The sequence below is a fragment of the Janthinobacterium sp. GW460-12-1-14-LB5 genome, from assembly GCF_059423585.1.
Genome location: NZ_JBWKYD010000005.1, coordinates 118,784 through 144,165 on the forward strand (window position 1 = coordinate 118,784; position 25,382 = coordinate 144,165).

Annotated in this window: 32 protein-coding genes; 18 read left to right on the forward strand and 14 right to left on the reverse strand. The window is 63.2% G+C overall.

The features are described from left to right. Positions 1–94 precede the first annotated feature (94 nt). Both AC07X6_RS06475 and AC07X6_RS06480 read left to right on the forward strand, forming a co-directional pair. Positions 95–1,015, forward strand: a complete 921-nt coding sequence (locus AC07X6_RS06475; protein WP_494790435.1) for a DnaJ C-terminal domain-containing protein — start codon at positions 95–97, stop codon at positions 1,013–1,015. 3 nt (positions 1,016–1,018) lie between these two features. Beyond that, complete coding sequence (locus AC07X6_RS06480) at positions 1,019–1,330, forward strand: chaperone modulator CbpM (protein WP_474295250.1); 312 nt, start codon at positions 1,019–1,021, stop codon at positions 1,328–1,330. Positions 1,331–1,337: 7 nt separating this feature from the next. On the opposite strand, the gene AC07X6_RS06485 is transcribed toward AC07X6_RS06480, so the two are convergent. Both AC07X6_RS06485 and AC07X6_RS06490 read right to left on the reverse strand, forming a co-directional pair. Continuing rightward, positions 1,338–1,565 (reverse strand): hypothetical protein, encoded by a 228-nt coding sequence (locus AC07X6_RS06485; protein ID WP_086138121.1) that lies wholly within the window; start codon positions 1,563–1,565, stop codon positions 1,338–1,340. Between the two features lie 59 nt (positions 1,566–1,624). Further along, complete coding sequence (locus AC07X6_RS06490) at positions 1,625–2,539, reverse strand: LysR family transcriptional regulator (protein ID WP_230538568.1); 915 nt, start codon at positions 2,537–2,539, stop codon at positions 1,625–1,627. Positions 2,540–2,673: 134 nt separating this feature from the next. Between AC07X6_RS06490 and AC07X6_RS06495 the strand changes: the two genes are divergently transcribed. After that, a complete protein-coding gene (locus AC07X6_RS06495) occupies positions 2,674–3,279 on the forward strand; it encodes an FMN-dependent NADH-azoreductase (RefSeq protein WP_494790436.1) in 606 nt (201 codons plus the stop codon). A gap of 114 nt (positions 3,280–3,393) precedes the next feature. After that, a complete protein-coding gene (locus tag AC07X6_RS06500; protein WP_494790437.1) occupies positions 3,394–3,948 on the forward strand; it encodes a Cif family virulence factor in 555 nt (184 codons plus the stop codon). A 16-nt stretch (positions 3,949–3,964) separates the two neighbouring features. Here the strand turns inward: AC07X6_RS06500 and AC07X6_RS06505 are convergent, their stop codons facing one another. Beyond that, complete coding sequence (locus AC07X6_RS06505; protein ID WP_230538565.1) at positions 3,965–4,264, reverse strand: YciI family protein; 300 nt, start codon at positions 4,262–4,264, stop codon at positions 3,965–3,967. A 137-nt stretch (positions 4,265–4,401) separates the two neighbouring features. On the opposite strand from AC07X6_RS06505, the gene AC07X6_RS06510 reads away from it, so the two are divergent. The 3 genes from AC07X6_RS06510 (at position 4,402) to pncB (ending at position 6,916) form a co-directional block, all read left to right on the forward strand. Beyond that, positions 4,402–4,656, forward strand: coding sequence for a hypothetical protein (locus AC07X6_RS06510; RefSeq protein WP_230538564.1), 255 nt, complete (start codon positions 4,402–4,404; stop codon positions 4,654–4,656). A gap of 128 nt (positions 4,657–4,784) precedes the next feature. Then, on the forward strand, positions 4,785–5,648 hold the full coding sequence (locus AC07X6_RS06515) for a cysteine hydrolase family protein (protein ID WP_494790438.1): 864 nt from the start codon (positions 4,785–4,787) through the stop codon (positions 5,646–5,648). A gap of 77 nt (positions 5,649–5,725) precedes the next feature. Beyond that, positions 5,726–6,916 carry a nicotinate phosphoribosyltransferase gene (gene pncB / locus AC07X6_RS06520; RefSeq protein WP_230538562.1) on the forward strand — a complete coding sequence of 397 codons (1,191 nt, stop codon included), beginning with the start codon at positions 5,726–5,728 and terminating at the stop codon, positions 6,914–6,916. Between the two features lie 25 nt (positions 6,917–6,941). Here the strand turns inward: pncB and AC07X6_RS06525 are convergent, their stop codons facing one another. Beyond that, a complete protein-coding gene (locus AC07X6_RS06525) occupies positions 6,942–7,241 on the reverse strand; it encodes an antibiotic biosynthesis monooxygenase family protein (protein ID WP_230538561.1) in 300 nt (99 codons plus the stop codon). A gap of 67 nt (positions 7,242–7,308) precedes the next feature. Beyond that, a complete protein-coding gene (locus tag AC07X6_RS06530) occupies positions 7,309–7,638 on the reverse strand; it encodes a hypothetical protein (RefSeq protein WP_230538560.1) in 330 nt (109 codons plus the stop codon). A gap of 171 nt (positions 7,639–7,809) precedes the next feature. Between AC07X6_RS06530 and AC07X6_RS06535 the strand changes: the two genes are divergently transcribed. From AC07X6_RS06535 to AC07X6_RS06550, 4 genes are all read left to right on the forward strand, one after another. Next, entirely contained in the window at positions 7,810–8,391 is a 582-nt protein-coding gene (locus AC07X6_RS06535; protein ID WP_230538559.1) for a DJ-1/PfpI family protein, read from the forward strand. A gap of 69 nt (positions 8,392–8,460) precedes the next feature. Beyond that, on the forward strand, positions 8,461–9,693 hold the full coding sequence (locus tag AC07X6_RS06540; protein ID WP_230538558.1) for a GAF domain-containing sensor histidine kinase: 1,233 nt from the start codon (positions 8,461–8,463) through the stop codon (positions 9,691–9,693). Positions 9,694–9,696: 3 nt separating this feature from the next. Further along, positions 9,697–10,374, forward strand: a complete 678-nt coding sequence (locus AC07X6_RS06545; RefSeq protein ID WP_442908025.1) for a response regulator — start codon at positions 9,697–9,699, stop codon at positions 10,372–10,374. Between the two features lie 155 nt (positions 10,375–10,529). Continuing rightward, a complete protein-coding gene (locus AC07X6_RS06550) occupies positions 10,530–11,225 on the forward strand; it encodes a Crp/Fnr family transcriptional regulator (protein ID WP_034759676.1) in 696 nt (231 codons plus the stop codon). Here the strand turns inward: AC07X6_RS06550 and AC07X6_RS06555 are convergent. Continuing rightward, entirely contained in the window at positions 11,222–12,421 is a 1,200-nt protein-coding gene (locus tag AC07X6_RS06555; protein WP_494790439.1) for an MFS transporter, read from the reverse strand. The two genes, AC07X6_RS06550 and AC07X6_RS06555, sit on opposite strands and share 4 nt — an antisense overlap. Positions 12,422–12,512: 91 nt before the next feature. Between AC07X6_RS06555 and AC07X6_RS06560 the strand changes: the two genes are divergently transcribed. Then, positions 12,513–12,968: a winged helix-turn-helix transcriptional regulator gene (locus AC07X6_RS06560; protein ID WP_474295264.1), complete on the forward strand. Its 456-nt coding sequence runs from the start codon at positions 12,513–12,515 to the stop codon at positions 12,966–12,968. Further along, positions 12,965–14,185 carry a D-amino acid dehydrogenase gene (locus AC07X6_RS06565; protein ID WP_494790440.1) on the forward strand — a complete coding sequence of 407 codons (1,221 nt, stop codon included), beginning with the start codon at positions 12,965–12,967 and terminating at the stop codon, positions 14,183–14,185. The genes AC07X6_RS06560 and AC07X6_RS06565 overlap by 4 nt, the downstream gene beginning before the upstream one ends. On the opposite strand, the gene AC07X6_RS06570 is transcribed toward AC07X6_RS06565, so the two are convergent. From AC07X6_RS06570 to AC07X6_RS06580, 3 genes are all read right to left on the reverse strand, one after another. Next, a complete protein-coding gene (locus AC07X6_RS06570) occupies positions 14,182–15,261 on the reverse strand; it encodes a hypothetical protein (RefSeq protein ID WP_494790441.1) in 1,080 nt (359 codons plus the stop codon). The genes AC07X6_RS06565 and AC07X6_RS06570 overlap by 4 nt on opposite strands. Positions 15,262–15,328: 67 nt before the next feature. Next, positions 15,329–16,363, reverse strand: a complete 1,035-nt coding sequence (locus AC07X6_RS06575) for a MerR family transcriptional regulator (protein WP_494790442.1) — start codon at positions 16,361–16,363, stop codon at positions 15,329–15,331. A gap of 69 nt (positions 16,364–16,432) precedes the next feature. Further along, positions 16,433–17,347, reverse strand: coding sequence for a LysR family transcriptional regulator (locus tag AC07X6_RS06580; protein ID WP_494790443.1), 915 nt, complete (start codon positions 17,345–17,347; stop codon positions 16,433–16,435). Between the two features lie 95 nt (positions 17,348–17,442). On the opposite strand from AC07X6_RS06580, the gene AC07X6_RS06585 reads away from it, so the two are divergent. Further along, positions 17,443–18,510, forward strand: coding sequence for an SDR family oxidoreductase (locus AC07X6_RS06585; protein ID WP_494790444.1), 1,068 nt, complete (start codon positions 17,443–17,445; stop codon positions 18,508–18,510). Here AC07X6_RS06585 and AC07X6_RS06590 read toward each other — a convergent pair. The 3 genes from AC07X6_RS06590 to AC07X6_RS06600 form a co-directional block, all read right to left on the reverse strand. Then, the gene (locus AC07X6_RS06590) at positions 18,497–19,501 is read right to left on the reverse strand and encodes an SMP-30/gluconolactonase/LRE family protein (RefSeq protein WP_494790445.1); all 1,005 of its coding nucleotides are present in this window, start codon (positions 19,499–19,501) and stop codon (positions 18,497–18,499) included. The two genes, AC07X6_RS06585 and AC07X6_RS06590, sit on opposite strands and share 14 nt — an antisense overlap. Positions 19,502–19,564: 63 nt before the next feature. Then, positions 19,565–19,807, reverse strand: a complete 243-nt coding sequence (locus AC07X6_RS06595; protein WP_494790446.1) for an Imm32 family immunity protein — start codon at positions 19,805–19,807, stop codon at positions 19,565–19,567. Beyond that, on the reverse strand, positions 19,804–20,562 hold the full coding sequence (locus tag AC07X6_RS06600; RefSeq protein ID WP_494790447.1) for a hypothetical protein: 759 nt from the start codon (positions 20,560–20,562) through the stop codon (positions 19,804–19,806). Before AC07X6_RS06600 ends, AC07X6_RS06595 begins: the two co-directional genes overlap by 4 nt. A 251-nt stretch (positions 20,563–20,813) precedes the next feature. Between AC07X6_RS06600 and AC07X6_RS06605 the strand changes: the two genes are divergently transcribed. Continuing rightward, on the forward strand, positions 20,814–21,056 hold the full coding sequence (locus AC07X6_RS06605; protein WP_230538546.1) for a hypothetical protein: 243 nt from the start codon (positions 20,814–20,816) through the stop codon (positions 21,054–21,056). A gap of 47 nt (positions 21,057–21,103) precedes the next feature. Here AC07X6_RS06605 and AC07X6_RS06610 read toward each other — a convergent pair whose 3' ends face one another. Together AC07X6_RS06610 and AC07X6_RS06615 are read right to left on the reverse strand one after the other, a co-directional pair. Continuing rightward, positions 21,104–21,472, reverse strand: coding sequence for a hypothetical protein (locus tag AC07X6_RS06610; RefSeq protein ID WP_230538545.1), 369 nt, complete (start codon positions 21,470–21,472; stop codon positions 21,104–21,106). Position 21,473: 1 nt separating this feature from the next. After that, on the reverse strand, positions 21,474–21,938 hold the full coding sequence (locus AC07X6_RS06615; RefSeq protein WP_150130824.1) for a hypothetical protein: 465 nt from the start codon (positions 21,936–21,938) through the stop codon (positions 21,474–21,476). 240 nt (positions 21,939–22,178) lie between these two features. Here AC07X6_RS06615 and AC07X6_RS06620 point away from each other — a divergent pair, with 240 nt between their 5' ends. The 3 genes from AC07X6_RS06620 (at position 22,179) to AC07X6_RS06630 (ending at position 25,216) form a co-directional block, all read left to right on the forward strand. After that, positions 22,179–23,780 (forward strand): sensor domain-containing diguanylate cyclase, encoded by a 1,602-nt coding sequence (locus tag AC07X6_RS06620; protein WP_494790448.1) that lies wholly within the window; start codon positions 22,179–22,181, stop codon positions 23,778–23,780. A gap of 132 nt (positions 23,781–23,912) precedes the next feature. Beyond that, the gene (locus AC07X6_RS06625; protein WP_494790449.1) at positions 23,913–24,761 is read left to right on the forward strand and encodes a hypothetical protein; all 849 of its coding nucleotides are present in this window, start codon (positions 23,913–23,915) and stop codon (positions 24,759–24,761) included. 2 nt (positions 24,762–24,763) lie between these two features. After that, positions 24,764–25,216 (forward strand): GTP pyrophosphokinase, encoded by a 453-nt coding sequence (locus tag AC07X6_RS06630; RefSeq protein WP_494790450.1) that lies wholly within the window; start codon positions 24,764–24,766, stop codon positions 25,214–25,216. Positions 25,217–25,382 lie beyond the last annotated feature (166 nt).

Genomic DNA, 25,382 nt, shown 5'->3' on the forward strand with positions numbered 1-25,382 from the left:
CCGCTGCCGGGCAGCGTCGTATTGTGCGCACGCTGTCCAGCGACTAATTCGTGTACTCTTCCCTCAGGCAGTTCAACCATGGGGAGCAGGCACGGTGGAATACAAGGACTACTACAAGGAACTGGGCGTCGAAAAGACGGCGACCGAGGCCGAGATCAAGAAGGCGTACCGCAAGCTGGTGCGCAAATACCATCCCGACGTGAGCAAGGAGCCGGACGCCGACAAGCGCACCAAGGCCCTGAACGAAGCCTACGGCGTGCTGGGCGACGCGGAAAAGCGCGCCGCCTACGATGAACTGGGCCGCAACCAGGGGGCGCAGGGCCAGCCTTTCCGCCCGCCGCCGGACTGGGGTTCGGGCTACGAATCGTCGGGCGCCGACGACAGCGACTTCTTTGCCGACCTGTTCGCCCATGTGGGCGGCCGGCGTCGCGCCAACAGCACTTTCCAGATGCAGGGCGAGGACAGCCACGCCGCCATCACCATCGACCTGCAGGACAGCTACCAGGGCGCCAGGCGCCACGTCGTCATGCGCGTGCCCGAAGCGGACGCCCAGGGCCACGTCGTCACGCGCGAGCGCACCCTGGAAGTGACGATACCGAAAGGCGTCACGGAAGGGCAGCAGCTGCGCATGAAGGGGCAGGGCCATCCGGGCAGCGGCGGCGCGCCCGCCGGCGACCTGTATCTGGAAATCCGCTTCCGGCCCGATGCGCGCTACAAGGTGGAAGGGCGCGACGTGTTCGAGACGGTGCCCGTGACGCCATGGGAAGCGGCGCTGGGCGGCGACATCGACGTGCCCACGCCTTCGGGCACGGTGTCCGTCAGCGTGCCGCCCAATTCGCAGACGGGGCGCAAGCTGCGCCTGAAGGGGCGCGGCATTCCCGCCGCCCAGCCGGGCGACCTGTATCTGCTGCTGGAAGTGGTGCTGCCGCCGGCGAACGACGACAAGGCGCGCGAACTGTATGCAACCATGGCGCGCGAGATGGCTTTCAATCCGCGCCAGAAGCTGGGAGGGTAAATCATGACAAACAAGGTAATTGGCGAACTGCTCGAAGACCGTGCCCTGAGCCTGGAGGAGCTGGCGCGCGCCTGCGCCGTGGAGCCGGACTGGGTGGTGCAGCATGTGCAGACGGGCGTGCTGCTGCAGGATGGGCCGCCGCCGGGTCAATGGACGGCGTGGCGCTTCACCAGCCTGGATCTGGTGCGCGCCCGCCGCCTGCACGAAATCGAATCCGTGTTCGACGCGAACGCGGACCTGGCCGCGCTGGTGGTCGATTTATCGGAAGAAGTGGCGCGCCTGCGCCGCCGCCTGCACGTGCTGGGCGTCGAGTAGCTTTTATTTACTCAGGCTCGCCGTGGCGCGCCACGGTGAGCCGCGCAATATAAAATTGCCCGTCGACGACCACCCGGTGCGGGATGCCGGCCACGTCGAAGCCGGGACCGCCGTCTTCCATCCATTCCTGCGCCAGCGAGTCGAACTGCTGCGGCGTCATGCGCAGCATCTGCGCCGTGATGACGAAGCGCGCGCCTGGTTTTTGCTTGTTGACGAAGTCGTCGATGCCGGCCATGGTGTTTCCTTTTGATACTGATCAATGTATGCGCGCATGATACCCGCCCGTGCGCGCATCTAAAAGACTTGTTCCAGCAACGGCAACTGCTCCGCAAACCGCTCCGTCAGCCACTTGCCCGCCTGGCCCGGCGGCGTGTCGGCGCGCTGGATCAGGTAAATCGGGTAATTTTCGCCGTTGTCGACGGCCAGCGGCAGGTGCACCAGGCGGCCGGCTTCCAGGTCGTCGCGCACCATCGCTTCGGGCATGTTGCCCCAGCCCAGGCCCGCGCGCAGCAGCGCGTGTTTTGATCCCAGGTCGCCCAGGCGCCAGTTGCGCAATCCCAGCACGCCGAAATCCTGGCCCTCCGTCAGCACGCTGCGGTCGCTGAGCACCAGCTGCACGTGCTCGCGCGCCACGCTGGACGCAATCGGCCCTTGCAGCTGCGCCAGCGCGTGGCTGGGCGCGGCCACGGGAATCAGGCGCACGTGGCCGACGGCCAGGCGTTCGAAGACGCTGGCCGTGGCCGTCATCCAGCCGCCCAGGCCGATGTGGCAGCTGCCATCCATCACCAGCTGCGCCACGGCGCCCATGGCTTCGATGCGCAGGCGCAGGGCGACGGTGGGGAACTGCGCCTGGAACGCCTCGAGCACGCGCACGAGCACGCAAGTGGGGAACATCACGTCGACCACCACCGATACTTCCGCTTCCAGCCCGCCGGCCAGCGCCTTGGCGCGCGCGCGCATGCCGTCGACCTTCAGCGCCACGGCGCGCGCGTCGGCCAGCAGGGCGCGGCCCGCGTCCGTCAGGGTGGGCTTGCGCTTGCCGCGGTCGAGCAGCACCACGTTCAGCTGTTCTTCCAGGTTGGCGATGGTGTAGCTGATCACCGACTGCGTGCGGTGCAGCTGGCGCGCCGCGTGGGCGAAACCGCCCGCGTCGATGACGGCGACGAACACGCGCAACTGGTCGAGCGAAGGCTGGCCCGGTTCTCTCATGGCAACTCCCTATCTAGAAATTCGATGCTAACCATTGATATTTATACGGTTTCATCGATGGTAGACCCGAACTATGCTGTATGCAAGGGCTGCGATGCGGCCATTCCCGTCACCCGTTTTCACAGGAGCACTTCATGAGCAAGGTTTTATACATCAATAGCAGCGTGCGCAACAGCGGTTCCCTGTCGCGCCAATTATCGGGCGAATTCGTCGCCAAACTGGCCGCGCAAGGCGCCAGCGTCGTCGAGCGCGACCTGGCGGCGCAGCCCGTGCCGCACCTGACGGAAGAGGTGATGGGCGCGTTCTTCACGCCGGCCGACCAGCGCAGCGCGCAGGCGGCAGCGGCCGTGCAATTGTCCGATACCCTGGTCGATGAATTGCTGGCCGCCGACGTGCTGGTGCTGGCCGCGCCCATGTACAATTTTTCCGTGCCGTCGACCCTGAAGGCGTGGATCGACCATGTGGCGCGCGCCGGCCGCACTTTTCAATATACGGCGACGGGTCCCGTCGGCCTGGCCACGGGCAAGAAAGCGTATATTTTCACGGCCAGCGGCGGCGTCTACAGCGCAGGCCCGGGCGCCGCGTATGACTACCTGAGCACCTATCTGCGCACGGCGCTGGGCTTCATCGGCATCACCGATATCGAGTTCGTGCAGGCGGAAGGCGTGGCCATGGGCGAGGACGCCGTCGCCAGCGCGATCGCCAAGGGCCGGGCCTCGATCGAGGCCCTGGCGGCCTGAGTCTGGCCCCGCCCTAGTTCCAAAGGGGGATTGCCAATCTGCCATGGTTGACATAAGCTTGCCGGCGGCACGCCCCGTGCCAGGCCGGCGAGCCGTTCGCCATGAAAGTCCCCCATGTACAAGTTGGCAAGCGCAGTACTGTTCGGATGTTCCCTGTTTTCAGCAGGCATGGCGCTGGCGCAGACCGCGCCCGCTGCACCACCTGCACCGCCCCACGTGGGCCGCCACGCCTCCACGCCCGAAGATATCCGCGCCATCGAGCAAGTCGTCGCCGACTTCCAGGCGGCGCTGGTCGCCAAGGACGTCAAGCTGCTGTCGTCGCTGATGCTGCACACCAACATCCTGTTCGCCTCGCCGGCCGACGACGGTTTCATCAAGAAAATGCGCGACACGACGGACGTCCACTTCGACGGCGTCGCGGCGGGCGGTTATGTCGCTTTCGCCAACTTCATCAAGCGCGAACCGCAGCGCACGGAAGAAAAATTCTACAACGTCAAGATCACCCAGGACCGCCATGTGGCGTGGGTCAACTTCGACTACGAATTCCTCGTCGGCGACAAATTATCGAACTATGGCGTGGAAGCATGGCAGATGGTCAAGCGCGACGGCGCATGGAAAATCCTCAGCGTCGTCTGGTCCATGCATTCCGCCGCCGAGGCAGGAAAATAGGGCCAGCCGTGCCGCGTCAGTCGCGCGGCAGTTCGCGGATTTCCACCGTCCCCCCTGCGTTCAGTACGGGGTTTCCGATTAACAATTTTTTAGCATCGTCTATACTTTCAGCTTGCACGCGTAGATAGCCTGACAAGTGTGGCGTGACCGCTCTGGCCTGGCCGGAGCGGTGCACGCAGATGCCGGGCCCGATGGAGCTGCCGCCGCAGAAGCGGCCGCTGGCCCTGAGCATGGCGAAGTAGTCTTCCCAGGCCGAGGTGGCGACGTCCATCGGTGTTTCCGTGTCGTCATGCATGAAGATGATGTAGTCATTCATCCTTTTTCTCCTGTGCCGCGTGATAAAAAGAGAGCTGAATCAAGTATCCCAAGCAATCGCGAGCGCATGGTTTTACCCTTACCGCGTCAGTCCGTAGAGACAAGCTGTCCGGCCATGTCATTTTTGGAGCGTACATCGTGCCGATAAAGTATGTTGATTTTTATGAGGTGAATTACACGGCAGAGCGCCTGCGGGGCTGCAAGCTGTGGGGCGCCTATGTCGCCATCTATGCCCCGTCGCCCAACCCCATGCACCGGGTGAACCTGGTGAAAAAGCGCAGGGTAGCGGCCGACCACCAGTTTACAACGGAAGCGGACGCCATGGCGGAAGCGGACGAGGCGGCCGTGAAGCTGGTCGAGCGGCGCCAGCGCCGCTATGTCTTCCACCCCTGACCTGGCTTGTTCAGGCGCAAGTTATTGCGAATGAGCACAGTCCTGGCGCCGGCTGGCCAGGCGCGCCAGCGAAGTTGCCCGTATTATGCAAGCTATCATGCAAGATATCGCCACGCCAGAGGACCGCCATGAAACGCCAGTTGCACCTGCTCGTCATCGACCCGCAAAACGATTTTTGCGACTTGCCCGCCACCTGGCTGCCGCCTGATGCGGCGCCGGCCCTGGCCGTGCCCGGCGCCCACGCCGACATGCTGCGCGTGGCGCAGCTGATCCGTGAAGCGGGCGGCGGCTTGACGCAGATCAGCATTACGCTTGACGCCCACCACCGCTACGACATCGCCCACCCCGCGTTCTGGCGCACGGGCGATGGCGGCCCGGTCGCGCCGTTCACGCAGATCAGCGCCCGGCAAGTGCGCGACCGCTTGTTCCTGCCCGCCGCCAGCGGCGCCTTGCCGCGCGCGCTGGCTTACCTCGATGCCTTGCAGCAGGCGGGGCGCTACCAGCTGATGGTGTGGCCCGTGCACTGCGAAATCGGCAGCTGGGGCCAGAATGTGCACGCGGCCGTGCGCGCCGCCTACAACGGCTGGGAAGTGGCAAATCTGCAAGTGGTCGCCAAGCTGAGCAAGGGTTCCAACCCGTGGACCGAGCATTACTCGGCCGTCATGGCCGAAGTGCCCGATGCGCAGGATGCGGCCACCCAGCTCAACCGCGCTTTCCTAGACACCTTGCTGCCGGCGCAGCAGATTTATGTCTGCGGCGAAGCGGGCAGCCACTGTGTCAAAGCCAGCACCGAGCACATCGCCGACTACCTGCAAGCGCAGCAAGGCAAGGGAGCCCTGTCGCGCCTGGTGCTGCTGACGGACTGCATGAGCCCTGTCACGGGTTTTGAACGGCAACAGCACGAGTTTCTTGCTGCCATGCAAGAGCGCGGCGTAGGTCTGGCCACGGCTGCCGACGTCGTTCCCGAGCTGCTGGCCAACGCGGCTGCCTGAGCCACTGTTAATCGTGCCCTGCTGAAATGCTTGCGGTGGCGTACTATTCTGGCTTCAGGAAGTTGGAGAAAACATACATGACCCCGATAGTGCGCAGTTTGCTGGAAACCGATCTGTATAAATTTACAATGTGGCAAGCATTGCTGCACGGTCATCCGAATACCCATACCGAATACGAATTTGTCTGCCGTAATAAAACGGCGTTCCCGCTGGCCGAACTGAAGGGCGAGCTGGAAGAACAGCTCGACCATTTATGCTCGATGTCGTTTGCCGACGACGAGCTGGCCTATCTGCGCACCTTGCGCTTCATGAAGAGCGATTTCGTCGACTTTTTGACGGTGTTCCGCTTCCAGAGAAAATTCATCGAGGTCAGCACGGACGGCGACACCTTGCTCGTGCATGCGGCGGGGCCGCAGGTGCACGTGATGGGCTTCGAGATTTTCGTGCTGTACATCATCAACGAACTGTATTTCCGCCGTTTCGACCTCGATGCGGCCATGCGCGAAGGGCGCCACCGCCTGGGCTTGAAAGTGGCGGCCGTCAAGGAATTCGGCAAGCTGCCGCGGCGCAAGCATCCGTTTGAATTTTCCGATTTCGGCGTGCGCCGGCGTTTCTCCGGCGCCTGGCATGACGAGGTGGTGCAGCGGCTGGCGCGCGAAGTGCCCGAGTATTTCAAGGGCACGTCGAATGTGTATCTGGCGAAAAAGCTCGGCATCGTGCCGATCGGCACCATGGCGCATGAATACATGCAGTCGTTCCAGTCGTTCGGCGTGCGCCTGCGCGACTTTCAAAAGGCGGCACTGGAAGACTGGGTGCAGGAATACCGTGGCGACCTGGGCATCGCCCTGACGGACGTGGTCGGCATGGATGCCTTCCTGGCCGACTTCGACCTGTATTTCGCCAAGCTGTTCGACGGCTTGCGCCACGATTCGGGCGACCCCGTCGAGTGGGGCGAGAAGGCGCTGGCCCACTATGCGGCCTTGCGCATCGACGCCAATACCAAGCGCCTCGTGTTTTCCGACGGCCTGGACCTGGACAAGGCGTTTGCCCTGTACCAGCACTTCGCCGACCGCATCATGACGGGCTTTGGCATCGGCACCAATCTGACCAACGACGTGGGTTTGACGCCGCTCAATATCGTCATGAAACTGGTGCGCTGCAATGGCCAGTCCGTGGCGAAACTGTCGGATTCGCCGGGCAAGACGCTGTGCAAGGATGAAACCTTCCTCGCGTATTTGCGGCAAGTGTTCCACCACCCTGCGGCATGACGGCGGCAGGGCAGGCGCTGACGGCTTAAAAACCCGTGACCACGGTATTCATGTGCTCGACCTGCGGCGGGGCGGCAAAGAATTCGCCGACCAGGCCGCGCCAGGCCTGGAAGTCTTCGCTGCCGCGGAAATGCACGGTATGGTCTTCCAGTGTCGTCCAGCCCACGACGAGGCGGTAGGCGTCGCCGTTTTCGATCGAGCGCTCCAGGCGCATCGATTCACAGCCGCGCGCGCGCCGGAACAGGGGCACGGCTTGCGTCACGGCCGCCTCGAAGGCTGCGTGCGTGGCCGATTTGATCTGGATATGGGCAATTTCATAAATCATGGCAAGTTCCACTGTGGAATGAAGGAACGCTGATCTTGCCATAGTTTGGCCGCGCAGGGGAGGGGTGTCAGCCCGCCAGCGCAGGCGTGCCGGTGCGCCGCCCGCCCGCGTGGCTGGCCGTGCGCTGTTCGATGTCGCAGCCATTGCATGCCTGCACGATGGCGTGCGCCCGTTCCCGTTCCTGCGGCGTGCTGACGGCGACGACGAGGCGGAACATGCCGCGCCACGCCGCCTTGCCCTGTACGGGGACGGCCTCGTCGTCGACCGTGTCGAGCTGTACGGCGTGCGGGGGGAAACCGTCGCCCAGCAGGGCGCTGCGGGCCTGCTGGGCATCGGCAAACTGGTCGAAGATACGGATCAGGGCCGGCGAAACAAGGGGGCTGGTGGAGGTGCTCATGGCCAGGCTTTCAAAGAGGGTCTTCCGGATTTGACCTGCGAGCCTTGAAATAATTCTGGCTCAGCCTCTAAATGCCTGCATTCGGTGGCAAAAGTTTGATAAATATCCAGTATGGCTGCCAAGTCGCGCTAAGATACGGCTTGCGGGATCAATCTTTCATAGGAGAACTAAATGGCAGCGAAGAAAATTCTGTTTTTGACCGGCGATTTTGCAGAAGATTATGAAACGATGGTGCCTTTCCAGGCCCTGCTGATGCTCGGTCATACCGTGCACGCGGTCTGCCCCGGCAAGAAAAGCGGCGAGACGATCAAGACGGCCATCCACGATTTCGAGGGCGACCAGACCTACACGGAAAAACCGGGCCACTTGTTCACCCTGAATGCCAGCTTCGACGAGATCGACCCGGCCCACTATGACGCCGTGATGATCGCCGGCGGCCGCGCGCCCGAATACCTGCGCCTGAACGACAAAGTCATCGCCGCCGTGCGCCATTTCGCCGAGGCGGGCAAGCCTGTCGCGGCCGTCTGCCACGGCGCGCAATTGCTGGCCGCCGCCGACGTCATCCGCGGCAAGCGCATTTCCGCCTATCCCGCTTGCGCGCCGGAAGTCAAACTGGCGGGCGGCACGTATGCCGACATCGCCGTCACGGACGCCGTCACGGATGGCCAGTTCGTCACGGCGCCCGCCTGGCCCGCCCATCCGGCGTGGCTGGCGCAGTTCGTCAAGCTGCTCGGTACCGAGATCCATTTGTAACGATAGATTTGCCCGCCGCGCTGCACGCCAGCCTGGCGGGTGTTTCCCCTTTTTTGATTCGAGTTCTTCATGCATGCGCCGCGCAGTCAACCTTCCCGCAAACAACTTCCAGCGTCGCGCTGGCGCCAGCGCCGCCAGGCGCAAGCCGCATCGGGCCTGAGCGCCGCGCAGGAACGCCAGCTGGCCACCCTGCATGACATTTCCACCCTGCTGGCGGGCCAGCACGCGATCGATGCCCTGTGCCGCGGCTTTTTGCGCCACGTGATGCAGTTCGCGCAGGCCGAAGGCGGCACCGTGCGCATCCTTGATCCGCAACAAGATACCGTGCACATCATCGTGCACGAGGGCATTTCCGACGCTATGGTGGAAGAGGAACATTGCATCCGCAACAACGATTGCCTGTGCGGCGCGGCCGTGGCGCAGGGCGTGATCCAGATCCGCGATTTCCGCCAGGTCGATGCCTTGCAGCGCTTCCGCTGCCAGGACGAAGGTTTTATCGCCATCGCCGTCTTCCCCATCCTCGCGCGCGAGCAGGTGGTGGGCAGTTTTTCGCTGCACTTTGCGCGCCCGCAAGCGGCCCATGCGCAGCAGCAGGGCTGGCTGGAAACCCTGGGCCAGAGCCTGGGCATCGCCATCGAGAACCAGCGCCTGATCGCGCGCGAAAAGGAATTCGCCGTGGCGCGCGAACGCAGCCTGCTGGCCGAAGGCTTGCATGACAGCATCGCGCAAAGCCTGAACTTCATCAGCCTGCAAGTGCAGATGCTCGACGATTCCGTGCGCCGGGGCCAGCTCGACGAGGCGGCCGAAGTGTTGCCGCTGATGCGCATGGGCGTCGAGCAAAGCTACCAGGACGTGCGCGAATTGCTGGTCAATTTCCGCACGCGCTGGCATGGCAGCGACCTGGAAAGCAAACTGTCGGAAGTGCTGGCCAAGTTCGAGCTGCAGACGGGCGTCGTCGGCACGCTGGACATGAGCGGCAACGGCGCGCCGCTGGCGCCCGAGCAACAATTGCAGATCCTGTTCATCGTGCAGGAAGCGCTGTCGAACATCCGCAAGCACGCGCAAGCGAGCAATGTGGCGCTGCGCGTGGAAAACGGACGCGATTTTGCGCTGCAGGTGCGCGACGATGGCGAAGGCTTCGCCGCCAACCTGCGCGACAAGAAAACGGAATTGCAGATCGGCTTGCGTATCATGCAGGAACGGGCCGAGCGGCTCGGTGCGCAATTTGCCATCGACAGCAGGCCCGGCGGCGGCACGACGATTTCGCTGGCCCTGCCGGCAGCCCGGCGCCAGGCCGCGTAACAGATGAATCATCCTTATCAGGCAACAAACATAGTGAACGCTCCAATCAAAATCCTGCTGGTCGACGACCACACCTTGCTGCGCAGCGGCGTCAAGCTGCTGCTGCAGCGCAATCCTCAATTCCAGGTGGTGGGCGAGGCATCGAACGGGCTCGACGGCGTGCGCCTGACGGCCGAACTGCGGCCCGACGTGGTGCTGATGGACTTGAACATGCCCGGCGTGACCGGCGTCGAAGCGCTGCAGCTGATCCTGCAGGACATGCCGCAGATGGTGGTGCTGATGCTGACCGTGTCGGAAAACGCGGCCGACCTGGGCGCGGCCCTGCGCGCGGGCGCGCGCGGTTATTTGCTGAAAAACATCGAGGCCGAGCAGCTGGGCCAGGCCATCTGCCGCGCCGCCGCCGGCGAATCCGTGATTGCCGACGCCATGACGGCCAAGCTGGTGTCGCAGTTCCGCGCGGGGCAGAACGCGCCCCAGGCCGATTACGACAAATTGACGCCGCGCGAACGCGAAGCCATGGCTTGCCTGGCGCAAGGGCTGAGCAACAAGGAAATCGCGCGCCAGCTGGATGTGGCCGAAAGCACGGTGAAAATCCACGTGCAAAACATCCTCAAAAAGCTCAAGCTGAGCAGCCGCGTGCAGATCGCCGTCTACGCGGTCGAGCGCGAATTCGGCAAATAAAGATCAAGCAAAGCGCAAATAGTGCGCAAGGAATGCGCGATTGTTTGATCTGCATGGCGTTACGGCCTAGACAACCCTAGTTCCTTTGACGTATGGCCTTGACCGTGCCTGCGCATTACACTCTTAGTCATTCGCTAATCTAATAAGAGAGTGTCATGCATAAGGTCAACGTCGATGGCTTGCTGTCGAGCCAGGCTCTGTTCCGCCATATTTCCCCTTCGCAATTAGAGCAATTGCGCCAGGATGTCGTGCGTGTCGAAGTGGAAAAAGGCAAAGTGCTGTTCCGCAAGGGCGAAGTGGCGGAAGGCGCCTATGTGGTGGTTTTCGGCCTCGTCAAGCTGAGCGTGTTTTCCATGGAAGGGACCGACAAGGTTCTGGAACTGATCCGCCCGGGCCAGAGTTTCGGCGAAGCCATGATTTTCCTTGATGAACCGTATCCATTCTGCGCCGAAGCGCTCGAGCACTGCCTGCTGCTGCGCATCCCGCCGCACGCGCTGCTGCGCCTGCTGGACCAGTCGCCCCGCATCGCGCGCCAGATGATGAACAGCCTGTCGCACCACCTGATGGGTTTCATCCGCAACGTGGAACGCTGCTCCGTGCAGAACGCCACCCAGCGCGTGGTCGAGTATCTGCTGCAGGCATCGGACCAGCAGCGTTCGAACGAGGTCAAGCTGGACCTGAAGAAAAGTCTGCTGGCATCGTTCCTGAACCTGGCGCCCGCCACCCTGTCGCGCGTGCTGCACCAGTTGACGGACTTGCATTTGATTAAAGTCAGCGGTTCGCTGATCCAGATCCAGCCCGATGCATTGAAAACGTATCGCCATGGTTCCGCCACGGCCATGCTGAATTAGGCGCTCTCAGCTTTTTCAGCAGGCAAGGTCAGCCGCCAGAACAGCAGGGCGAGCAAGCTGACCGCCGCGCCCAGCGCGCATACCCCATGCCAGCCCGCCAGCGCATACACGCTGGTGGCGGCAATCGCCCCCACACCGCTTCCCACCGCATAAAACAGCATGTAGCACGCCACCAGGCGGCTGTGCGCGTCGCTGTCGTCCTTGAAGATCAGGCTCTGGTTCGTCACGTGGATGGCCTGGCCCGCCAGGTCCAGCGCGATGATGCCGACGATTAACGGCCACAGGGCCGCGCCCGCAAAGCTGAGCGGCAGCCACGCGGCCAGCAGCAACAGCAGGGCGGCGCCCGTCGTCCACTGGGCGCGGCCCTGGTCCGCCATGGCGCCCGCACGCGCCGCGCCCAGCGCGCCGATCACGCCCACTAAGCCGAACGCGCCGATGGCCGCATGGCTGTAGCCTTGCGCCGTCAGGGGCAGCACGAGGGCGCTCCAAAAAATATTGAAGACGGCAAACATCAGCAGGGCCAGCATGCCGCGCACGCGCAGCACCTTGTTGTGCAGCAGCATGTCCAGCATGGAAGCGAGCAGGGCGCCGTAGGCCAGCTTTTGATCGGATGGCTGCGCCGGCGGCAGCTTGCGCCACAGCAGCAGCAACAGGGCGCAGGCGATGGCGGCCGAGACAAAATACACGGCGCGCCAGTCGGCGATATCTGCCACCACGCCGGACAGGGTGCGCGCCAGCAGCAAGCCGATCACCACGCCGCCCTGCGCCATGCCGACGACCCTGCCCCGCTCGTGGCTGGCCGCCGCGCTGGCCGCGTAGGCGATCAAGCCCTGCGTCATGGCCGTGCCCAGCAAACCCACCAGCAGCATGCCGCCCAGCAAGGCGGCCGTGGAACGGGCGCAGCCCAGCGCCGCCAGGGAAATGGCCAGCAAGCCCAGCTGGAACAGGGTCAGCCGGCGCCGGTTCAGCATGTCGCCCAAGGGCACGAGCAGCAGCAGGGCCAGCGCGCAGCCGAGTTGCGTGGCCGTGATGACCATGCCGCTGGCCGCCTCTGTCATGCCGAACTCGTGCGCCAGGGTGGCGAGCAAGGGCTGGGCGTAATACACATTGGCCACGCTGAGGCCGGCCGCCGTGGCAAACAGCCAGACGAGAGTGGAAGGAAGTGCTGCTGTGATGGGGATGGTCGTGTCGCGCATGGGCTAGTCCAATAGTGGTTTCAAATTAAAACCAGTTGGAGTCTACGGTGATTAGTTTTAAAATGCAACCACTCAATCCTGGAGCATGCCGATGGCCAAGCGCAAGAGCCTGAAAACCGACCCCTGTCCCGTGGCGCGCGCGCTCGACGCAATCGGCGAGCGCTGGTCGCTCTTGATCGTGCGCGACGCCTTCGACGGCATGCGCCGGTTCGGGGAATTCCAGAAAAGCCTGGGCGTGGCGAAGAACATCCTGGCCGACCGCCTGCACACCCTGGTGGAAGAGGGCATTTTTACCATTGCGCCCGCGTCGGACGGCACGGCCTACCAGGAATACGTGCTGACGGCCAAGGGGCTGGCCCTGTTTCCCGTCGTCGTCGGCTTGCGCCAGTGGAGCGAGGCGCAATTGTTTGAACCAGGCGAGGCGCACTCCACCCTGCTGCAGCGCGGGTCAGGCTTGCCCGTGCGCAGGCTGGACGTGCTGGCCGAGGATGGCCGCGTCCTGCAGGCGGGCGATACGGTGGTGCACAAGGTGGAGTCCAGGACATGAAGCGCGTGGCCGTCATCGGCGGCGGCATCACGGGCGTCACCACGGCGTATGCGCTGGCGAAACGCGGCGTGCACGTGACCCTGATCGAGCGCCACCGCTATGCCGCCATGGAAACGTCGTATGCGAATGGCGGGCAATTGTCGGCCTCGCACGCGGAAGTGTGGAACCACAAGGCAACGATACTGAACGCCGTGAAATGGATGGCGCGGCGCGATGCGCCGCTGCTGCTGCATCCCTGGCCCAGCTGGCACAAGCTGAGCTGGTTTGCGGAGTTTCTCGCCGCCATGCCGGATTACGAGCGCAACACCATCGCCACGGCGCGCATGGCGATTGCCGCGCGCGCACACCTGTTTGCGTGGGCCGAGCAAGAAAACATTGATTTTGATCACCGGCGCGCCGGCATCCTGCACGTCTACCGCGACCAGCGCGGCTTCGAGCGTGCGGCAGGCGTGTCGCGCCTGCTGGCGCAGGCAGGCCTGGAGCGGCGCGCCGTGAGCTTGCTGGAAATGCGCGCCATCGAACCGGCGCTGCACGGCGATTTTTACGGCGGCTACTACACGGACAGCGATTCCACGGGTGACATCCACAAGTTCACCAGCGGCCTGGCCGATGCCTGCGCCCGCCTGGGCGTGGCGTGCCGCTACGGCGCGAAGGTCACGGCGCTGGCGCGCGAGCATGGCCAGGTGCGCATCGTGACGGACGAGGACAGCGGCGTGTTCGACGCCGTCGTCATCTGCGCGGGCACGGCCAGCCGCGCCATGGCGGCCATGCTGGGCGACCATGTGAATGTGTATCCCGTGAAAGGCTATTCGATTACCGTGCAGCTCGATGACGCCGCCAGCCGGGCGGGCGCGCCGCAGGTCAGCCTGCTCGACGACGCCACCAAGCTGGTCAGCAGCCGCCTGGGCGAGGATCGGTTGCGGGTGGCGGGCACGGCCGAGTTCAACGGCGTCAATGACGACATCCGCGCCGACCGCATCCGCCCGCTATTGCAGTGGGTGCAGCAGTGCTTTCCTGAAGTCAATACGCGCAAGGTGATCCCGTGGGCGGGCCTGCGCCCCATGCTGCCCGCCATGCTGCCGAAAGTGGGGCCGGGCAAGGCGCCGGGCGTGTACTACAACACGGGCCATGGCCACCTGGGCTGGACCCTGGCGGCCGCTACGGCGGAGATGGTGGCCATGATGGTGGACAAGGCGGTGGACAAGGCGGGTGCTTAGTTCTTCGGCAATAGATCGCTGAGCGCGGCGCGGCCCTTGACGGTGAGGAAGGGGCCGACCTTGCTGTAGGGCATTAAAAAATCGTTTTCGCAGCCGCTGCCGTTCGAGTCTTCCCAGAACGACACCCCTTCGGGTTTCAATGACAGGTGGAAGCGGCCGCGGCCGTCGTAATCCGTGCCCTTGCACTCGGCGTCGATTTTCACGTCCTTGAACAGGGCCTGGCGCAGGCGGTCCGGCAATTCGGCCTTGTCGTCGCCATCGCTGGCGCTGGCGCCAAACCAGTTCCACACGTCCGTTTCCTGGCCCGTTTTGACGTCCCAGGTGCGGAAGCGGATGGAAATGCCGCTGGCGCCATAGCCGGCCGCCCAGCGGTAGAATTTGACCGTCACCCAGCGCGGCGACCAGTAGGTCGGCTCCGCATACACTTCGTCTTCCGTCGTGAAACCGTTGCGGCCCAGGTATTCGCGGCGCGTGGCATAGAAGTCTTCCAGGTCTTTTTTACTTTTTGCCAGCACGGCGCGCAGCTGCGCGTTGATTTTTGCGATGCCATCGCCGGGCGCCATCAATTCCACGGTGATGGTGTCGCCCACTTGCAGGTTGCGGTATTGCTTGCCTTCGAAGGCGATCGGTTTGCTCGTCTTGGTATTGGGAAAATCTTCCAGCGCCAGGTTGTAGGCATCGCTGGCGCAGGATGGATGCTCGCGGTCGCCCGCCGCTTCCAGCAGGGTCAAGGCCAGGGGCAGGGTCTTGCCGCTTTTTGGCTCCGTCCAGGTGCCGGACAGTTTGCCGCCCTGAGGTGCATTGAGTTTCCACGTGCCCGTGGTATCACCCTTGGCGTCGGATTCGCTCCACTCGCTCTTGCCGTTCGCCATGGACAGCATGATCGGCGTCTTGTAGCGCGTGTAGTAGTAATTGCCGCTGCGGTCAGACCCTTGCGTGGGGCTGGGCTGGTTGAAGCAGGCGACGATATTCGCCTTGCCCAGGGTGCCCTGCCACACGCCTTGCACGGGCGTATCGCCAGCCATGGCGATATGGCAGGCGGGCAGGGTCAGGCAGGCAAACAGAAAGCGGCGCATCGGTGGTTCCTCTCGTGGGCGAAGGCCGATTCTACATGGCCCCGCCCACGAGATGCCACACGTCAACTTATTTGGCCGGACGCTCCTGCGCCACCACGGCCATCGCCGCGCCCAGGTACTGCAGCATGGTCGCGTCGACGAAGCTGCCTTGCATCAAGCGCGGTTCCTGCTGGTGCGCCTGGCGGAACTTCAGCTGCGTGGCCGGGTCCGTGCCCGCATACGAGCGGAACAGATCCAGCCACTGCCGCGCCAGCTGCAGCACGGCCGGGTCCGTGGGCGGCGTGCGCGCATCGATGGCGGCGCGCACGGCGGCGATCAGGGCCGGCCACTCGCCCGAGCGCCTGCCGTAGTTGGCGAGTAAATACGCATATTCCTGCTCATCGAGGAAAGGTCGATATAGCGCAATGCGCGAAGCGTTGAAGGCGGCGATGATGAATTGCATCAGTTCCGCATCGATGCTGGTGGTAGCCTGCATGGATGGCTCCTGCTCGTGCATGCTGTTCAGGCGCGCGAACAAGCCCGGATGGGCGCCCGTGTCGCGCACCAGCTTGACCATCCATTCCGTGGCCAGCGCTTGCGCCTGCGCATCGCCGGGGCCCGCGCCCGCGTCCCTGGCGGCGCGCACGCGCGTCACCAGTGCCTTCCATTCCTGTTCCACGGCGCTATCTGTCAGCAGCGGCATCCGTTGCAGTTCTTCCTCGGTAAAATATTTGTCGTACATGGTCATCAACTCCATTGTGGTGAGCCACTCGGCCAGTTCCGGTGCCTGCCCCTGCGCCAGTTGCGCCTGCAAGGTGCGCAGGCGTTCGCGCAGGGTGGAAGCCTGCGCGATCTGGCGTTCCAGCATGGCGATCTGCTGCGCCACGATGGCGCTCAAGGGCAGATCCGGGCCGGCGAGTGCGTTGGCGATATCGGCCAGCGACAGCCCGAACTTGCGCAGCGCCATGATCCGGTGCAGCCGGTCCATGTCGCCGTGCTGGTACAGGCGGTAGCCAGCTTGCGTGCGCGCCGAAGGCGAGAGCAGGCCGATGCTGTCGTAGTGGTGCAGGGTGCGGATGCTCAAGCCTGTCATCCTGGCCAGTTCACCGATTTTTAACAGCATCGTTTGCTCCTTTCTTGTTGCGTACAGACAGGTTCGATCCTGACGCTACGTCAGGGTCAAGCAATATTTTCAGCTGATCGTCAGCCGTTGCCGCAATTCCTGCAGCAGGGTGCCCGTCTTTGGCGTCAGCTGGCGCGCCAGCGGCCACGCCAGGTACAGGGGCAGGCCCGGCGTGGCCAGTTCCGGCAGCACTGCCACGATGGCGCCCGTGGCCAGGCAGTCTTCCACCAGCCAGGTGGCCAGCTGGGCCACGCCCAGGCCCGCCAGCACGGCGGCCGTGCGCGCCTCCGCGTCGCCCACCGTCATGCGGGGAGACGCCAGGCGGTATTCCAGCTGGCCGCCCTTGTCCCCGTCCGGGAACAGCCACGGCATGGGCGAGCCGTCGCCGCGCCCGTAGGCGATGCAGTCGTGGCCGTCCAGGTCCGCGATGGAGGCGGGCGTGCCGCGCCGCGCCAGGTAGGCGGGCGCCGCGCACAGGATCAGCTGTTCGTCGCCCAGCTGCATCTGCCCCAGCGCGGCGGGCCAGTGCGAGGGCGCGCCGATGCGCACGGCGATATCGATGCGCTCCTCGAACAGGTCGACGAAGCGGTCGCTGAAGGCGATGGCCGGCTGCAGGCGCGGATATTTTTCGCACAGACCGATCAGCGCCGGCATCACGCGCAGGCGCCCGTACGCGGCGGGCACGCCGATGCGCACCTGGCCCGCCAGTTCCGCCGCATGGTCGCCCAGCACGTTTTCCGCATCCGCCAGTTCCTGCAGCACGCGCTTGCAGGTGGCGTAATAGGCGCGGCCCGCGTCGCTCAGTGTCAGGCGGCGCGTGCTGCGCTGGAACAGCAGCACGCCCAGCCGTTCCTCCAGCCGCGCCACGCTCTTGCTGACGGCCGAGCTGCTCAGGTGCAGGCGCTCGGCCGCCTTCGTAAAACTGCCCGCGTCGGCCGTGGCGAGGAAGGGCGTAAGGCCCTTCAGATGTTCTGATGAAAACATGATCCGCGAATTTTATTCATGAATAGGGTGAAATAGTATCGCGGATAAGAATTTGTGTCGCGGATATGATGGATTTTTCTTTCGGAGCCACTCTCATGCAAAAACACGCCCTCATCATCGGCGCCAGCGGCGTCATCGGCAGCAATCTGGCCACGCATCTGCTCGGCGAAGGCTGGCAGGTGACGGGCGTCTCGCGCGGACGCACGCCTGTCCCCGCCGGCTGCACGGCCCTGCAATTGGATGCGACGGACGGCGCCGCCGTCGCCGCCGCCCTGGCCGGCTTCGACGCCAGCCACGTCTTTTTTACAGCCTGGGCGCGCCAGGAAAATGAACAGGAAAACATCCGCGTCAACGGCGCCATGGTGGCCAACGTGCTGGCCGCGCTGGGGCCGAACGGCCGCTTGCGCCACGCGGCCCTGGTGACGGGTCTCAAGCATTACCTGGGTCCGTTCGATGCCTATGGACAGGGCGCCGTGCCCGTCACGCCGTTCCGCGAAGAGCAGGGCCGCCAGCCTGTCGAGAATTTTTATTACGCGCAGGAAGACCGCCTGTTTGAAGCGGCCGCGCAGTACGGCTTCACGTGGAGCGTGCACCGCCCGCACACCATCATCGGCTATGCGCTGGGCAATGCCATGAACATGGGCCTGACCCTGGCCGTGTACGCGAATTTATGCAAGGCCGGCGGCCAGCCCTTCGTCTTTCCCGGTTCGTCCGCGCAGTGGCACGGCCTGTCCGACATGACGGATGCGGGCCAGATCGCGCGCCACCTGGCGTGGGCGGCGGACAGCCCTTGCGCGCGCAACGAAGATTTTAATATCGTCAATGGCGACGTGTTCCGCTGGAAGTGGCTGTGGCCGCGCCTGGCCGCGTATTTCGGCATCGAAGCGGCGGACTTGCCGGAAACGATGGCGCCGCTGGCCGGCCGCATGCACGACGCGCCCGCGCAATGGCGTGCGATTGCCGGGCAGCATGGGCTGGCGGAAGCGGACATCGGCCGCCTGGCCTCATGGTGGCATACGGATGCGGACCTGGGCCGGCCGATGGAAGTGATGACGGACATGGGCAAGAGCCGCAAGGCGGGCTTTCTCGACTACCAGGACACGCACGATGCCTTCATCAAACTGTTCGAGCGCCTGAAGGCGCAGTGCATCATTCCGCGCTGACGCTGTCCGCCGCGGCCGGTGGCGGCATTGCAGCCGCTGCCGCATTCGCCGCATTTTGCTTGTGCCGCTGCGCCCGCTGCCATTCCAGGCCCGGGCGGTCGACGCGAAATTGCAGCAGCCGGCCTTGCACCACTTCCGTCACGTAGGCCGTGCGGCCATCGGGGCCGCCAAAGGTGATGTTACTGGGCTTGGCGCCGGGCACGCTGATCTCGCGCAAGATGCGCCCTTGCGGCGACAATTTCACCACCGTGCCCTTGCCGTAGCGCGTCACATAGAGGTTGCCGTCGACGTCCACGCGCATGCCGTCCATGCCGAAATCGTCGAACTTGATCAGCAAGCGCTTGCCGCTCAGGCTGCCATCGGCGGCGATGTCATACATCCAGATATTGCGCTGCACGCTTTCATTCACGTACAGAATCTTGCCGTCGGGACTGACTTCGATGCCGTTGGCCGTGCCCATGGTGTCGAGCGCCAGGGTTACCGTGCCGTCCTGCGCGATGCGCCACACGCGGCCCGTGTTTTCCTTCCAGTTCGGGTCGCTCGCATACAGCACGTCGTCGGCCGTGATGGCGATGTCGTTCGGCTGCGTCATGCGCGGCTCGCGCGCGTGGATGGCGAGCGCGCGCGTGGCCGGATCGACCAGGTAGATCGTGTGTTCCATGTAGTCGGCCAGGTACATCTGCCCGCGGCTGCCGAAGCGGATGCCGTTGGCGATGCTGGTGCCGGGCAGGGTCAGGTACACCTCGGCAACGCCGCCGGGGCTGACCTTGCCGATGGTTTGCTGGCGCGCAAAGTTGACGGCATAGATATTGCCATCCGCATCGACGGCCGGCCCTTCGATGCCCTTGGTAAAGGAATGCGGGGCGGTCAGGGTGGTGGCGAGGAACAGCGTTTCGTGCGCGGGCGGGCTGGCGCAGGCGGACAGGCTGGCCAGCGCGGCGGCCAGCACGGCGGCGCGCAGCGACGCCAGGGCGTTTCGGGAATCGGGCATCAAGGTTCTCTGTATGGCAACGGTGGCGTATGTTACCCGACGCGCAGCAAGCGGGGCGCCAAGCTAGGCGGCCACCACGACCAGGTCGGGGAAATCGTCCTGCCAGCCGTCCCATGCATCTTGCAGATGGGCGTGCATGCCGGCCCGGTCTTGCGCCAGATCAAAGGCGTCCGCGCTGGCCAGCAGAAAATGGGCAATGGCGCGCAGGGTGGCCGGGTCGGCCTGGATGGTCACGTCGGAGCAGGGCAGGGGCCGTTCTGCGGCCTCGTCTTGCAGATAGCAGTGCAGCGATAAATGTGTGGTCATGAGCTTCGGTGGTTGATGTAGGCGCCCAGCATGGCGTGTGCGTTCAGTGCGGCGCGGGCCGCTTCCAGTTCCCCGGGCTGCAGGTACCAGAAGATCCAGCCGGCATGCTCTTCACAGCGGCCATGGGCTTGCATCGCAGCGCGCAGTGCTTGCCGGCGCTCGGGCGGCAGCGCATCCAGTTTGGCTTGCATGAAACCATTGATCGGATAGACATCGCGCAGGTGCGCATCTTGCAACCCGCGCCGCTTGATGGCTGCCCAGTTATTGGCGGGGCAAGGCGTGCCAAAGGTCATCGGATGGGCCTCATCGAGCTGCCGGTAGCCGAGTGCGTAGCCGGTGCCATAGCCCTGCGTTTCAGCGTAGCAGTACACATATTCGCAATGCTCAAACAGGCCGGGTATGGCCCGCGCACCGTCGAACAGCGGCGCCAGCGCAAGCTTGCTGGCGCGTATGGACAGAACCAGCTCCGAGTCCGATGAATACATGGCCTGCGCGTCGCAGTTGACGGCCTCGTAAGCTTCGTCGGGCGGTACGAGACGCGGCGAAAGCAGTCCGATGCTGTTGGTCTCTGGCGCGAACAGCATCTTCTCGTAATTTCGCTGTGAGAACTTGACGATCTTGCCGCGCTTGTTGCCGTAGCGCTCGACGGGTTCGCCGATGTGCGCGAACCAGGCAAACAGCTGCGCGCTGGCCGTGGCGGGAATAAAGGGGGTATTTTTCTTGAATTCGCCTACGAGGAAGTGATATTGGTCCATATGTCGTTATTAGGGGTGGGCAACGCGCATGATGCCATGCGCGGGCACCTGGCGCCAGCGCGCGCACCGCAGCGATGGCGCGGGATGGGAGCGATAGAAAAAGATGCACGGCAGGACTGCGCAACGGCCCGCTTGAGGCGTATGATGGAAATACGGATGTGGTTGCCGCAAGGCAGTGCGACCGGCACGCGCCAGCACGTCCTGCAGGTTTTTTTTCGTGGTTTTGGCAGCAGTAACAACGAGGAGACATCATGGACAAACCCGAATTCATCCTGGCCGCCAAGGCCATGGAAACCCTTGAGATGTATCAAACGTTCTACGGCCATTCACAGGAATACCAGGCGCACCAGCAGGAAGTGCTGAAACTGCTGCGCCACAAGGGCGCCTCTCTGCTGGTGTCCGAACATGGCCCGGCGAAGTTCTTATTGGCGTTTGCCGATGCGCTGGAAGTGGCGGGCTTGCCGGGCGAGTATGTGCCGTTGAGCCGAAGGTAGGGGGCGCGGGAGCCTGGCTGTTTAATGGCTGCCAGGCTGTATGGGCGCTAGCAAATCGAGCCACCTATGCTTTTGCCATTGCGCAAGTTAAAGCCGAAGTAGCACCTGTAGCCGTCATGATCCCGGACACAGGAAACATTTTCCTTATCGCGCTGCCGATAGCCTTTCTCCAAACTGCAGCGTTCTTTCGAATCCGGAGCCATGGAGTCAAACATTTCCTTGGCAACGGCCCCCGTGACCATGAAAGAAATCTTGCGGTCATGCGGTGTGGGAGGCTGTTGCTCGCCCAAGGTGTTCGAATAAATCAGATAAGAACCCTTGAACTGTTTGTCTGCGCCCCAGTCGCTGTTGCCACCTGCATAGGCCGGTGAAAACAGGGTGAGGGCGCTCAGCGCCATAGGCCATAGTGTTTTCATATCAGGCTCTCAGTTCCAGATGAAAGTGATGGTCGTGATTTTTGAATGGCGTCACGAATGGAATGTGGGTATCGTTAAACAGCACCCTGCGCACGCTGGCATGGGCACGAAAAAGTGCGATGAGCTTCGCCGTCGCGGCTTGATCGTAGTCTCTGTCATACCAATAAACAGGGAGTTGAAGGCCGTCCTTGCGCAGCGGGCGAATGTCCACCTCCAAGCCGGATTTGTGGGTTGAGTGCTGGCCATAGGCGGTTCCGTTAGCCAGACTGATGTTGCCAATGCCAAATTGCCGGTCATCGACCGCTTGCCATTCGCGCTCCACATACAGGAGCGCCATCATCATGTTCGGATGCGCATATTGACCCGCGCCCCTGCCAGGGGTGCCATAGACGTAATAGCCTGCACCTTCCGGAGCCTGCGGCAGGATGAAAAATCCACGCTTGTCCCTGGGCTGTACTTCAAGCATGCTCAACTCCGCGATACGCAACGCTGGGGGAAATGGCATTGTTTCGCATTCCGCTTCATATAGGATTGCGCTTCCGCAAACAATTGCGGGCTGGAACAGGAGTCAACGCCGCCATGGCGGAAAGAACACCTTGCCCGGCCAGTGTTGCGGTAACTTTTTTATATCTTTTGTGACGATGTGTGAGTATGTTGCTGCCTATTTGGTGCACACTTTGCCGGATATCAAACCGGGAGTTAATCCATGACCAGGTCACGCAGCTTGCCGCCACGCCTGTTGGGTGCCGGTTTCCGGGGATTCTCTTTGTTGCCGCTGGCAATCTTCTTTGTCGTGCTGGTGTGCCTGTCGCTCCTGGCGATCCAGTTATGGATGACCTTGCGCGCGCGGGAAGTGCAGCTCAATGAAGCGGCCCGTGAAAGCGCCAATCTGGCGCAATCCGTTGCGCAGCATGCCTATGACACCATCAAGGAAGCCGATACGGTGCTGGTCGGACTGGTGGAGCGGGTGGAGACAGATGGTGTCTCCGACCTTGAACTGGAGCGTATCCATAAATTGCTGGTCACCCGTGTCGGCGAGCTGCCGCAGCTGCACGGCATCTTCATTTATGCCAAGGATGGCAGCTGGCTGGTGAACTCCCAGAAAACGCTGTTGAGCCATCTGAATAATTCCGATCGGGATTATTTCAACTACCACCGAACGCATGATGACCGCGGGCCTTATGTCGGCCCGCCCGTGCGCAGCAAATCGACCGGGGACTGGATCGTCACGGTATCGCGGCGTATCAATATGCCGGACGGCAGTTTCGGCGGCGTGGCGCTGGCGACCATCGATATGCATTATTTCAGGCAGTTTTATGAGCGCTTTTCGATAGGGAAAAAAGGCGCCATTTTCATTGCGAATGGAAAAGGCATTCTTTTATTGCGAAGGCCGTTCGATGAAAGCATGCTGGGGCGCGATCTTTCGCAGTTTCCTTTATTTCATGATTATTTGCCCAAGAGCCCCGTTGGCACGGCCGTGATCAAGTCGCGGGTCGATGGCGTAACGCGTATCAACAGCTACCGAAGAATCGAGGAATACCCGCTGGTGGTCTCTGCCGCCTTGTCGCAGGAAGAAGTGCTCGCCGAATGGCGTCTCGACATGATTTTGCAAAACGCGGTGGGTGGCGTACTGGTACTGCTGATTGCCTTCATCGGTTACCGCGTGGTGCGGCAAATCGATTTGCGGGTCAAGAGCGAGGCGGGTTTGCTGGAGGCGCGTAACGAGCTGGAGTTGATCAATGAAACCCTGGCCCGCCTTGCCAACCAGGATGGGCTGACGGGACTGGCGAACCGGCGCCACTTCGACCAGTCGCTGCTTGCCGAATTCAGCCGTGCGCAGCGTGAAGGCAGCGCCATGGGACTGGTGTTGATCGATGTCGATTTCTTTAAGCAATACAACGATATCTATGGCCATGTGGCCGGCGACGAATGCCTGAGAAAAATTGGCAAGGTGGTGGCCTACAGCATGCGCCGGCCGGGAGACCTTGCTGCGCGTTATGGCGGCGAGGAAATGGTCGTTTTATTGCCCGGCACGGATATGGCCGGCGCCTTGGCGGTGGCGGAAGGCGTGCGCGATGCCGTGCAATCGCTTGGAATCGAGCATCGGGGCAATCCTCCTGGCGTGGTGACGGCCAGCGTCGGCGTGGCGGCGTTTATGCCGACGCATCTGGAAAACCAGGCAGTCGAGCTGCTTGAGTTCGCTGACAAGGCCCTGTACAAGGCCAAGGCAGCCGGCAGAAACCGGGTCTGTTTTGAATCTTCCTTTGAAAGTGCGGTGCAGGCTGTGACTGTTTTGGCGTTTCGATAGCAATTTTGAAGGGGCGGGGCCGGCGTGGGCTGTGCGCTGCGTCCTCGGTGGCGCGTGCGCCAGCCGTGTCCATGTACAATCGGCAACATCCGGATCGACGTATCCACCCCTCATCGCGGAGTGCCCACTAGCGTGACACAAACATTGCAAACCTGGCTGCTGGCCTGGCGCGAAGCCTTCACGTGCATCGGCCTGGGATTGCGCGATGCGCGTCATGCGGGGCTGTGGTGGCGCTCCGCGCTGTGGTGCATGGCGGTCGTGGCGTTGTGGCTGGGGCTGTATAGCTGTTTCGGCCGTTTTTTTGTCGAGCTGAGCGCCATGCTGGCGCTGGTGTCGGTTACCGGCTTGCTGGGCCTGGGCGTGATGGATGGCGTCGGGACACTGGCCAACGGGCCTGCCACGCTCTCGCAGATGGGCAATATCGCCGGCAGCCTGGGCAGCGCCGCCAAAGCCTTATTGTCGATCGGCCAGATCGCCCTGGCGTTGCTGGCGCTGGCCACCTTGTTCTATGTCATGGTCTTTATCGTCGGCGCCATCGGTACGGCGCGCTTGCCGCTGCGCTGGTTCTTGCTGGAGCGCGCCAAGGCGGTAGCGGCGCGCCGCTATGCCGGCCGGCAAGCGCCGGCAAGCCTGGCGCTGTCCGCCGCACGCCCGGCCTGGTGGCGCCGCCTGTTGCTGCTGCTCTCCCTGCTGATCCCCGTGTGGGCCATGTGCGTGCTGATTGCTTGCCTGCTGGCCTGGAACGTGCAGGCGATCTATGGCGCGGCGGCAAAGGATGTGCTCGACGAGCAACAGCAAGCGGTGTTGCGCCGCGCCCAGCATCCGGCGATCTTTGCCCTGGGACTGCTGCTGTGTTTGCTGATGCTCGTGCCGGTCCTCAATTTATTGGTGCCAGCCTTGCTGTGCAGCAGCGTTTGCCACTTGCAGCGCCGCGGCTGGCGCGCCACGAACGTCAACCACAGTGGAGTGAACAAGGAGTGAACATGAGTGAACACGCAAGACGCGGCACCCTGGAACGCGCGATTGAAATCGCCGCCGCCACCCATGCCGGCCAGACGGACAAGGGCGGCGCGCCCTACATACTGCACCCCTTGCGCGTAATGCTGCGCGTCGCCCCCGGCGCCCAGCAGATCGTTGCCGTGCTGCATGACGTGGTGGAAGACAGCGACGGTAAAGTCACCTTCGACGACCTGGCGCGCGAAGGTTTTTCCCAGGAAGTCATCGACGGCGTGCGCGCCGTGACCAAGGTCGAGGGCGAGTCGTACGAGGACTTCATCGCCCGCGCGGCCTTGAACCCGGTCGGCAAGGCCGTCAAGCTGGCTGATCTGGCGGAAAACAGCGACTTGTCGAGGATAGGGGCGCCGACGCCGAAGGACCTGGAGAGGATAGAGAAGTATCGGCGGGCGATCGGGTATTTGCGGGGGGAGGTTTCTTAATTTTAAGGTGGCGTGGCGCATCCTTGCGCTGGCTCAAGGCCATGGTTTCGAGTAGCGACAATTCTCGCATATACTTCCCGTAACGTACGGATGTTTGATCCTTGGCAATGCACAGAAAATGCATGGCGGCAAAAATCGTCGAGCGCGCATGTCGCTTTGCGAACGT

Excerpts from the sequence above, each read along its gene's own strand:
- AC07X6_RS06600 (WP_494790447.1), bottom strand. The coding sequence starts at position 20,562 with ATGGACCAATATCACTTCCTCGTAGGCGAATTCAAGAAAAATACCCCC.
- AC07X6_RS06570 (WP_494790441.1), bottom strand. The coding sequence starts at position 15,261 with ATGCGCCGCTTTCTGTTTGCCTGCCTGACCCTGCCCGCCTGCCATATC.
- AC07X6_RS06490 (WP_230538568.1), bottom strand. The coding sequence starts at position 2,539 with ATGAGAGAACCGGGCCAGCCTTCGCTCGACCAGTTGCGCGTGTTCGTC.
- AC07X6_RS06500 (WP_494790437.1), top strand. The coding sequence starts at position 3,394 with ATGTACAAGTTGGCAAGCGCAGTACTGTTCGGATGTTCCCTGTTTTCA.
- AC07X6_RS06515 (WP_494790438.1), top strand. The coding sequence starts at position 4,785 with ATGAAACGCCAGTTGCACCTGCTCGTCATCGACCCGCAAAACGATTTT.
- AC07X6_RS06555 (WP_494790439.1), bottom strand. The coding sequence starts at position 12,421 with ATGCGCGACACGACCATCCCCATCACAGCAGCACTTCCTTCCACTCTC.
- AC07X6_RS06540 (WP_230538558.1), top strand. The coding sequence starts at position 8,461 with ATGCATGCGCCGCGCAGTCAACCTTCCCGCAAACAACTTCCAGCGTCG.
- AC07X6_RS06550 (WP_034759676.1), top strand. The coding sequence starts at position 10,530 with ATGCATAAGGTCAACGTCGATGGCTTGCTGTCGAGCCAGGCTCTGTTC.
- AC07X6_RS06610 (WP_230538545.1), bottom strand. The coding sequence starts at position 21,472 with ATGAAAACACTATGGCCTATGGCGCTGAGCGCCCTCACCCTGTTTTCA.
- AC07X6_RS06585 (WP_494790444.1), top strand. The coding sequence starts at position 17,443 with ATGCAAAAACACGCCCTCATCATCGGCGCCAGCGGCGTCATCGGCAGC.
- AC07X6_RS06480 (WP_474295250.1), top strand. The coding sequence starts at position 1,019 with ATGACAAACAAGGTAATTGGCGAACTGCTCGAAGACCGTGCCCTGAGC.
- AC07X6_RS06590 (WP_494790445.1), bottom strand. The coding sequence starts at position 19,501 with ATGCCCGATTCCCGAAACGCCCTGGCGTCGCTGCGCGCCGCCGTGCTG.
- AC07X6_RS06545 (WP_442908025.1), top strand. The coding sequence starts at position 9,697 with ATGAATCATCCTTATCAGGCAACAAACATAGTGAACGCTCCAATCAAA.
- pncB (WP_230538562.1), top strand. The coding sequence starts at position 5,726 with ATGACCCCGATAGTGCGCAGTTTGCTGGAAACCGATCTGTATAAATTT.
- AC07X6_RS06615 (WP_150130824.1), bottom strand. The coding sequence starts at position 21,938 with ATGCTTGAAGTACAGCCCAGGGACAAGCGTGGATTTTTCATCCTGCCG.
- AC07X6_RS06485 (WP_086138121.1), bottom strand. The coding sequence starts at position 1,565 with ATGGCCGGCATCGACGACTTCGTCAACAAGCAAAAACCAGGCGCGCGC.
- AC07X6_RS06560 (WP_474295264.1), top strand. The coding sequence starts at position 12,513 with ATGGCCAAGCGCAAGAGCCTGAAAACCGACCCCTGTCCCGTGGCGCGC.
- AC07X6_RS06535 (WP_230538559.1), top strand. The coding sequence starts at position 7,810 with ATGGCAGCGAAGAAAATTCTGTTTTTGACCGGCGATTTTGCAGAAGAT.
- AC07X6_RS06530 (WP_230538560.1), bottom strand. The coding sequence starts at position 7,638 with ATGAGCACCTCCACCAGCCCCCTTGTTTCGCCGGCCCTGATCCGTATC.
- AC07X6_RS06595 (WP_494790446.1), bottom strand. The coding sequence starts at position 19,807 with ATGACCACACATTTATCGCTGCACTGCTATCTGCAAGACGAGGCCGCA.
- AC07X6_RS06630 (WP_494790450.1), top strand. The coding sequence starts at position 24,764 with ATGAGTGAACACGCAAGACGCGGCACCCTGGAACGCGCGATTGAAATC.
- AC07X6_RS06495 (WP_494790436.1), top strand. The coding sequence starts at position 2,674 with ATGAGCAAGGTTTTATACATCAATAGCAGCGTGCGCAACAGCGGTTCC.
- AC07X6_RS06575 (WP_494790442.1), bottom strand. The coding sequence starts at position 16,363 with ATGCTGTTAAAAATCGGTGAACTGGCCAGGATGACAGGCTTGAGCATC.
- AC07X6_RS06505 (WP_230538565.1), bottom strand. The coding sequence starts at position 4,264 with ATGAATGACTACATCATCTTCATGCATGACGACACGGAAACACCGATG.
- AC07X6_RS06605 (WP_230538546.1), top strand. The coding sequence starts at position 20,814 with ATGGACAAACCCGAATTCATCCTGGCCGCCAAGGCCATGGAAACCCTT.
- AC07X6_RS06580 (WP_494790443.1), bottom strand. The coding sequence starts at position 17,347 with ATGTTTTCATCAGAACATCTGAAGGGCCTTACGCCCTTCCTCGCCACG.
- AC07X6_RS06620 (WP_494790448.1), top strand. The coding sequence starts at position 22,179 with ATGACCAGGTCACGCAGCTTGCCGCCACGCCTGTTGGGTGCCGGTTTC.
- AC07X6_RS06565 (WP_494790440.1), top strand. The coding sequence starts at position 12,965 with ATGAAGCGCGTGGCCGTCATCGGCGGCGGCATCACGGGCGTCACCACG.
- AC07X6_RS06525 (WP_230538561.1), bottom strand. The coding sequence starts at position 7,241 with ATGATTTATGAAATTGCCCATATCCAGATCAAATCGGCCACGCACGCA.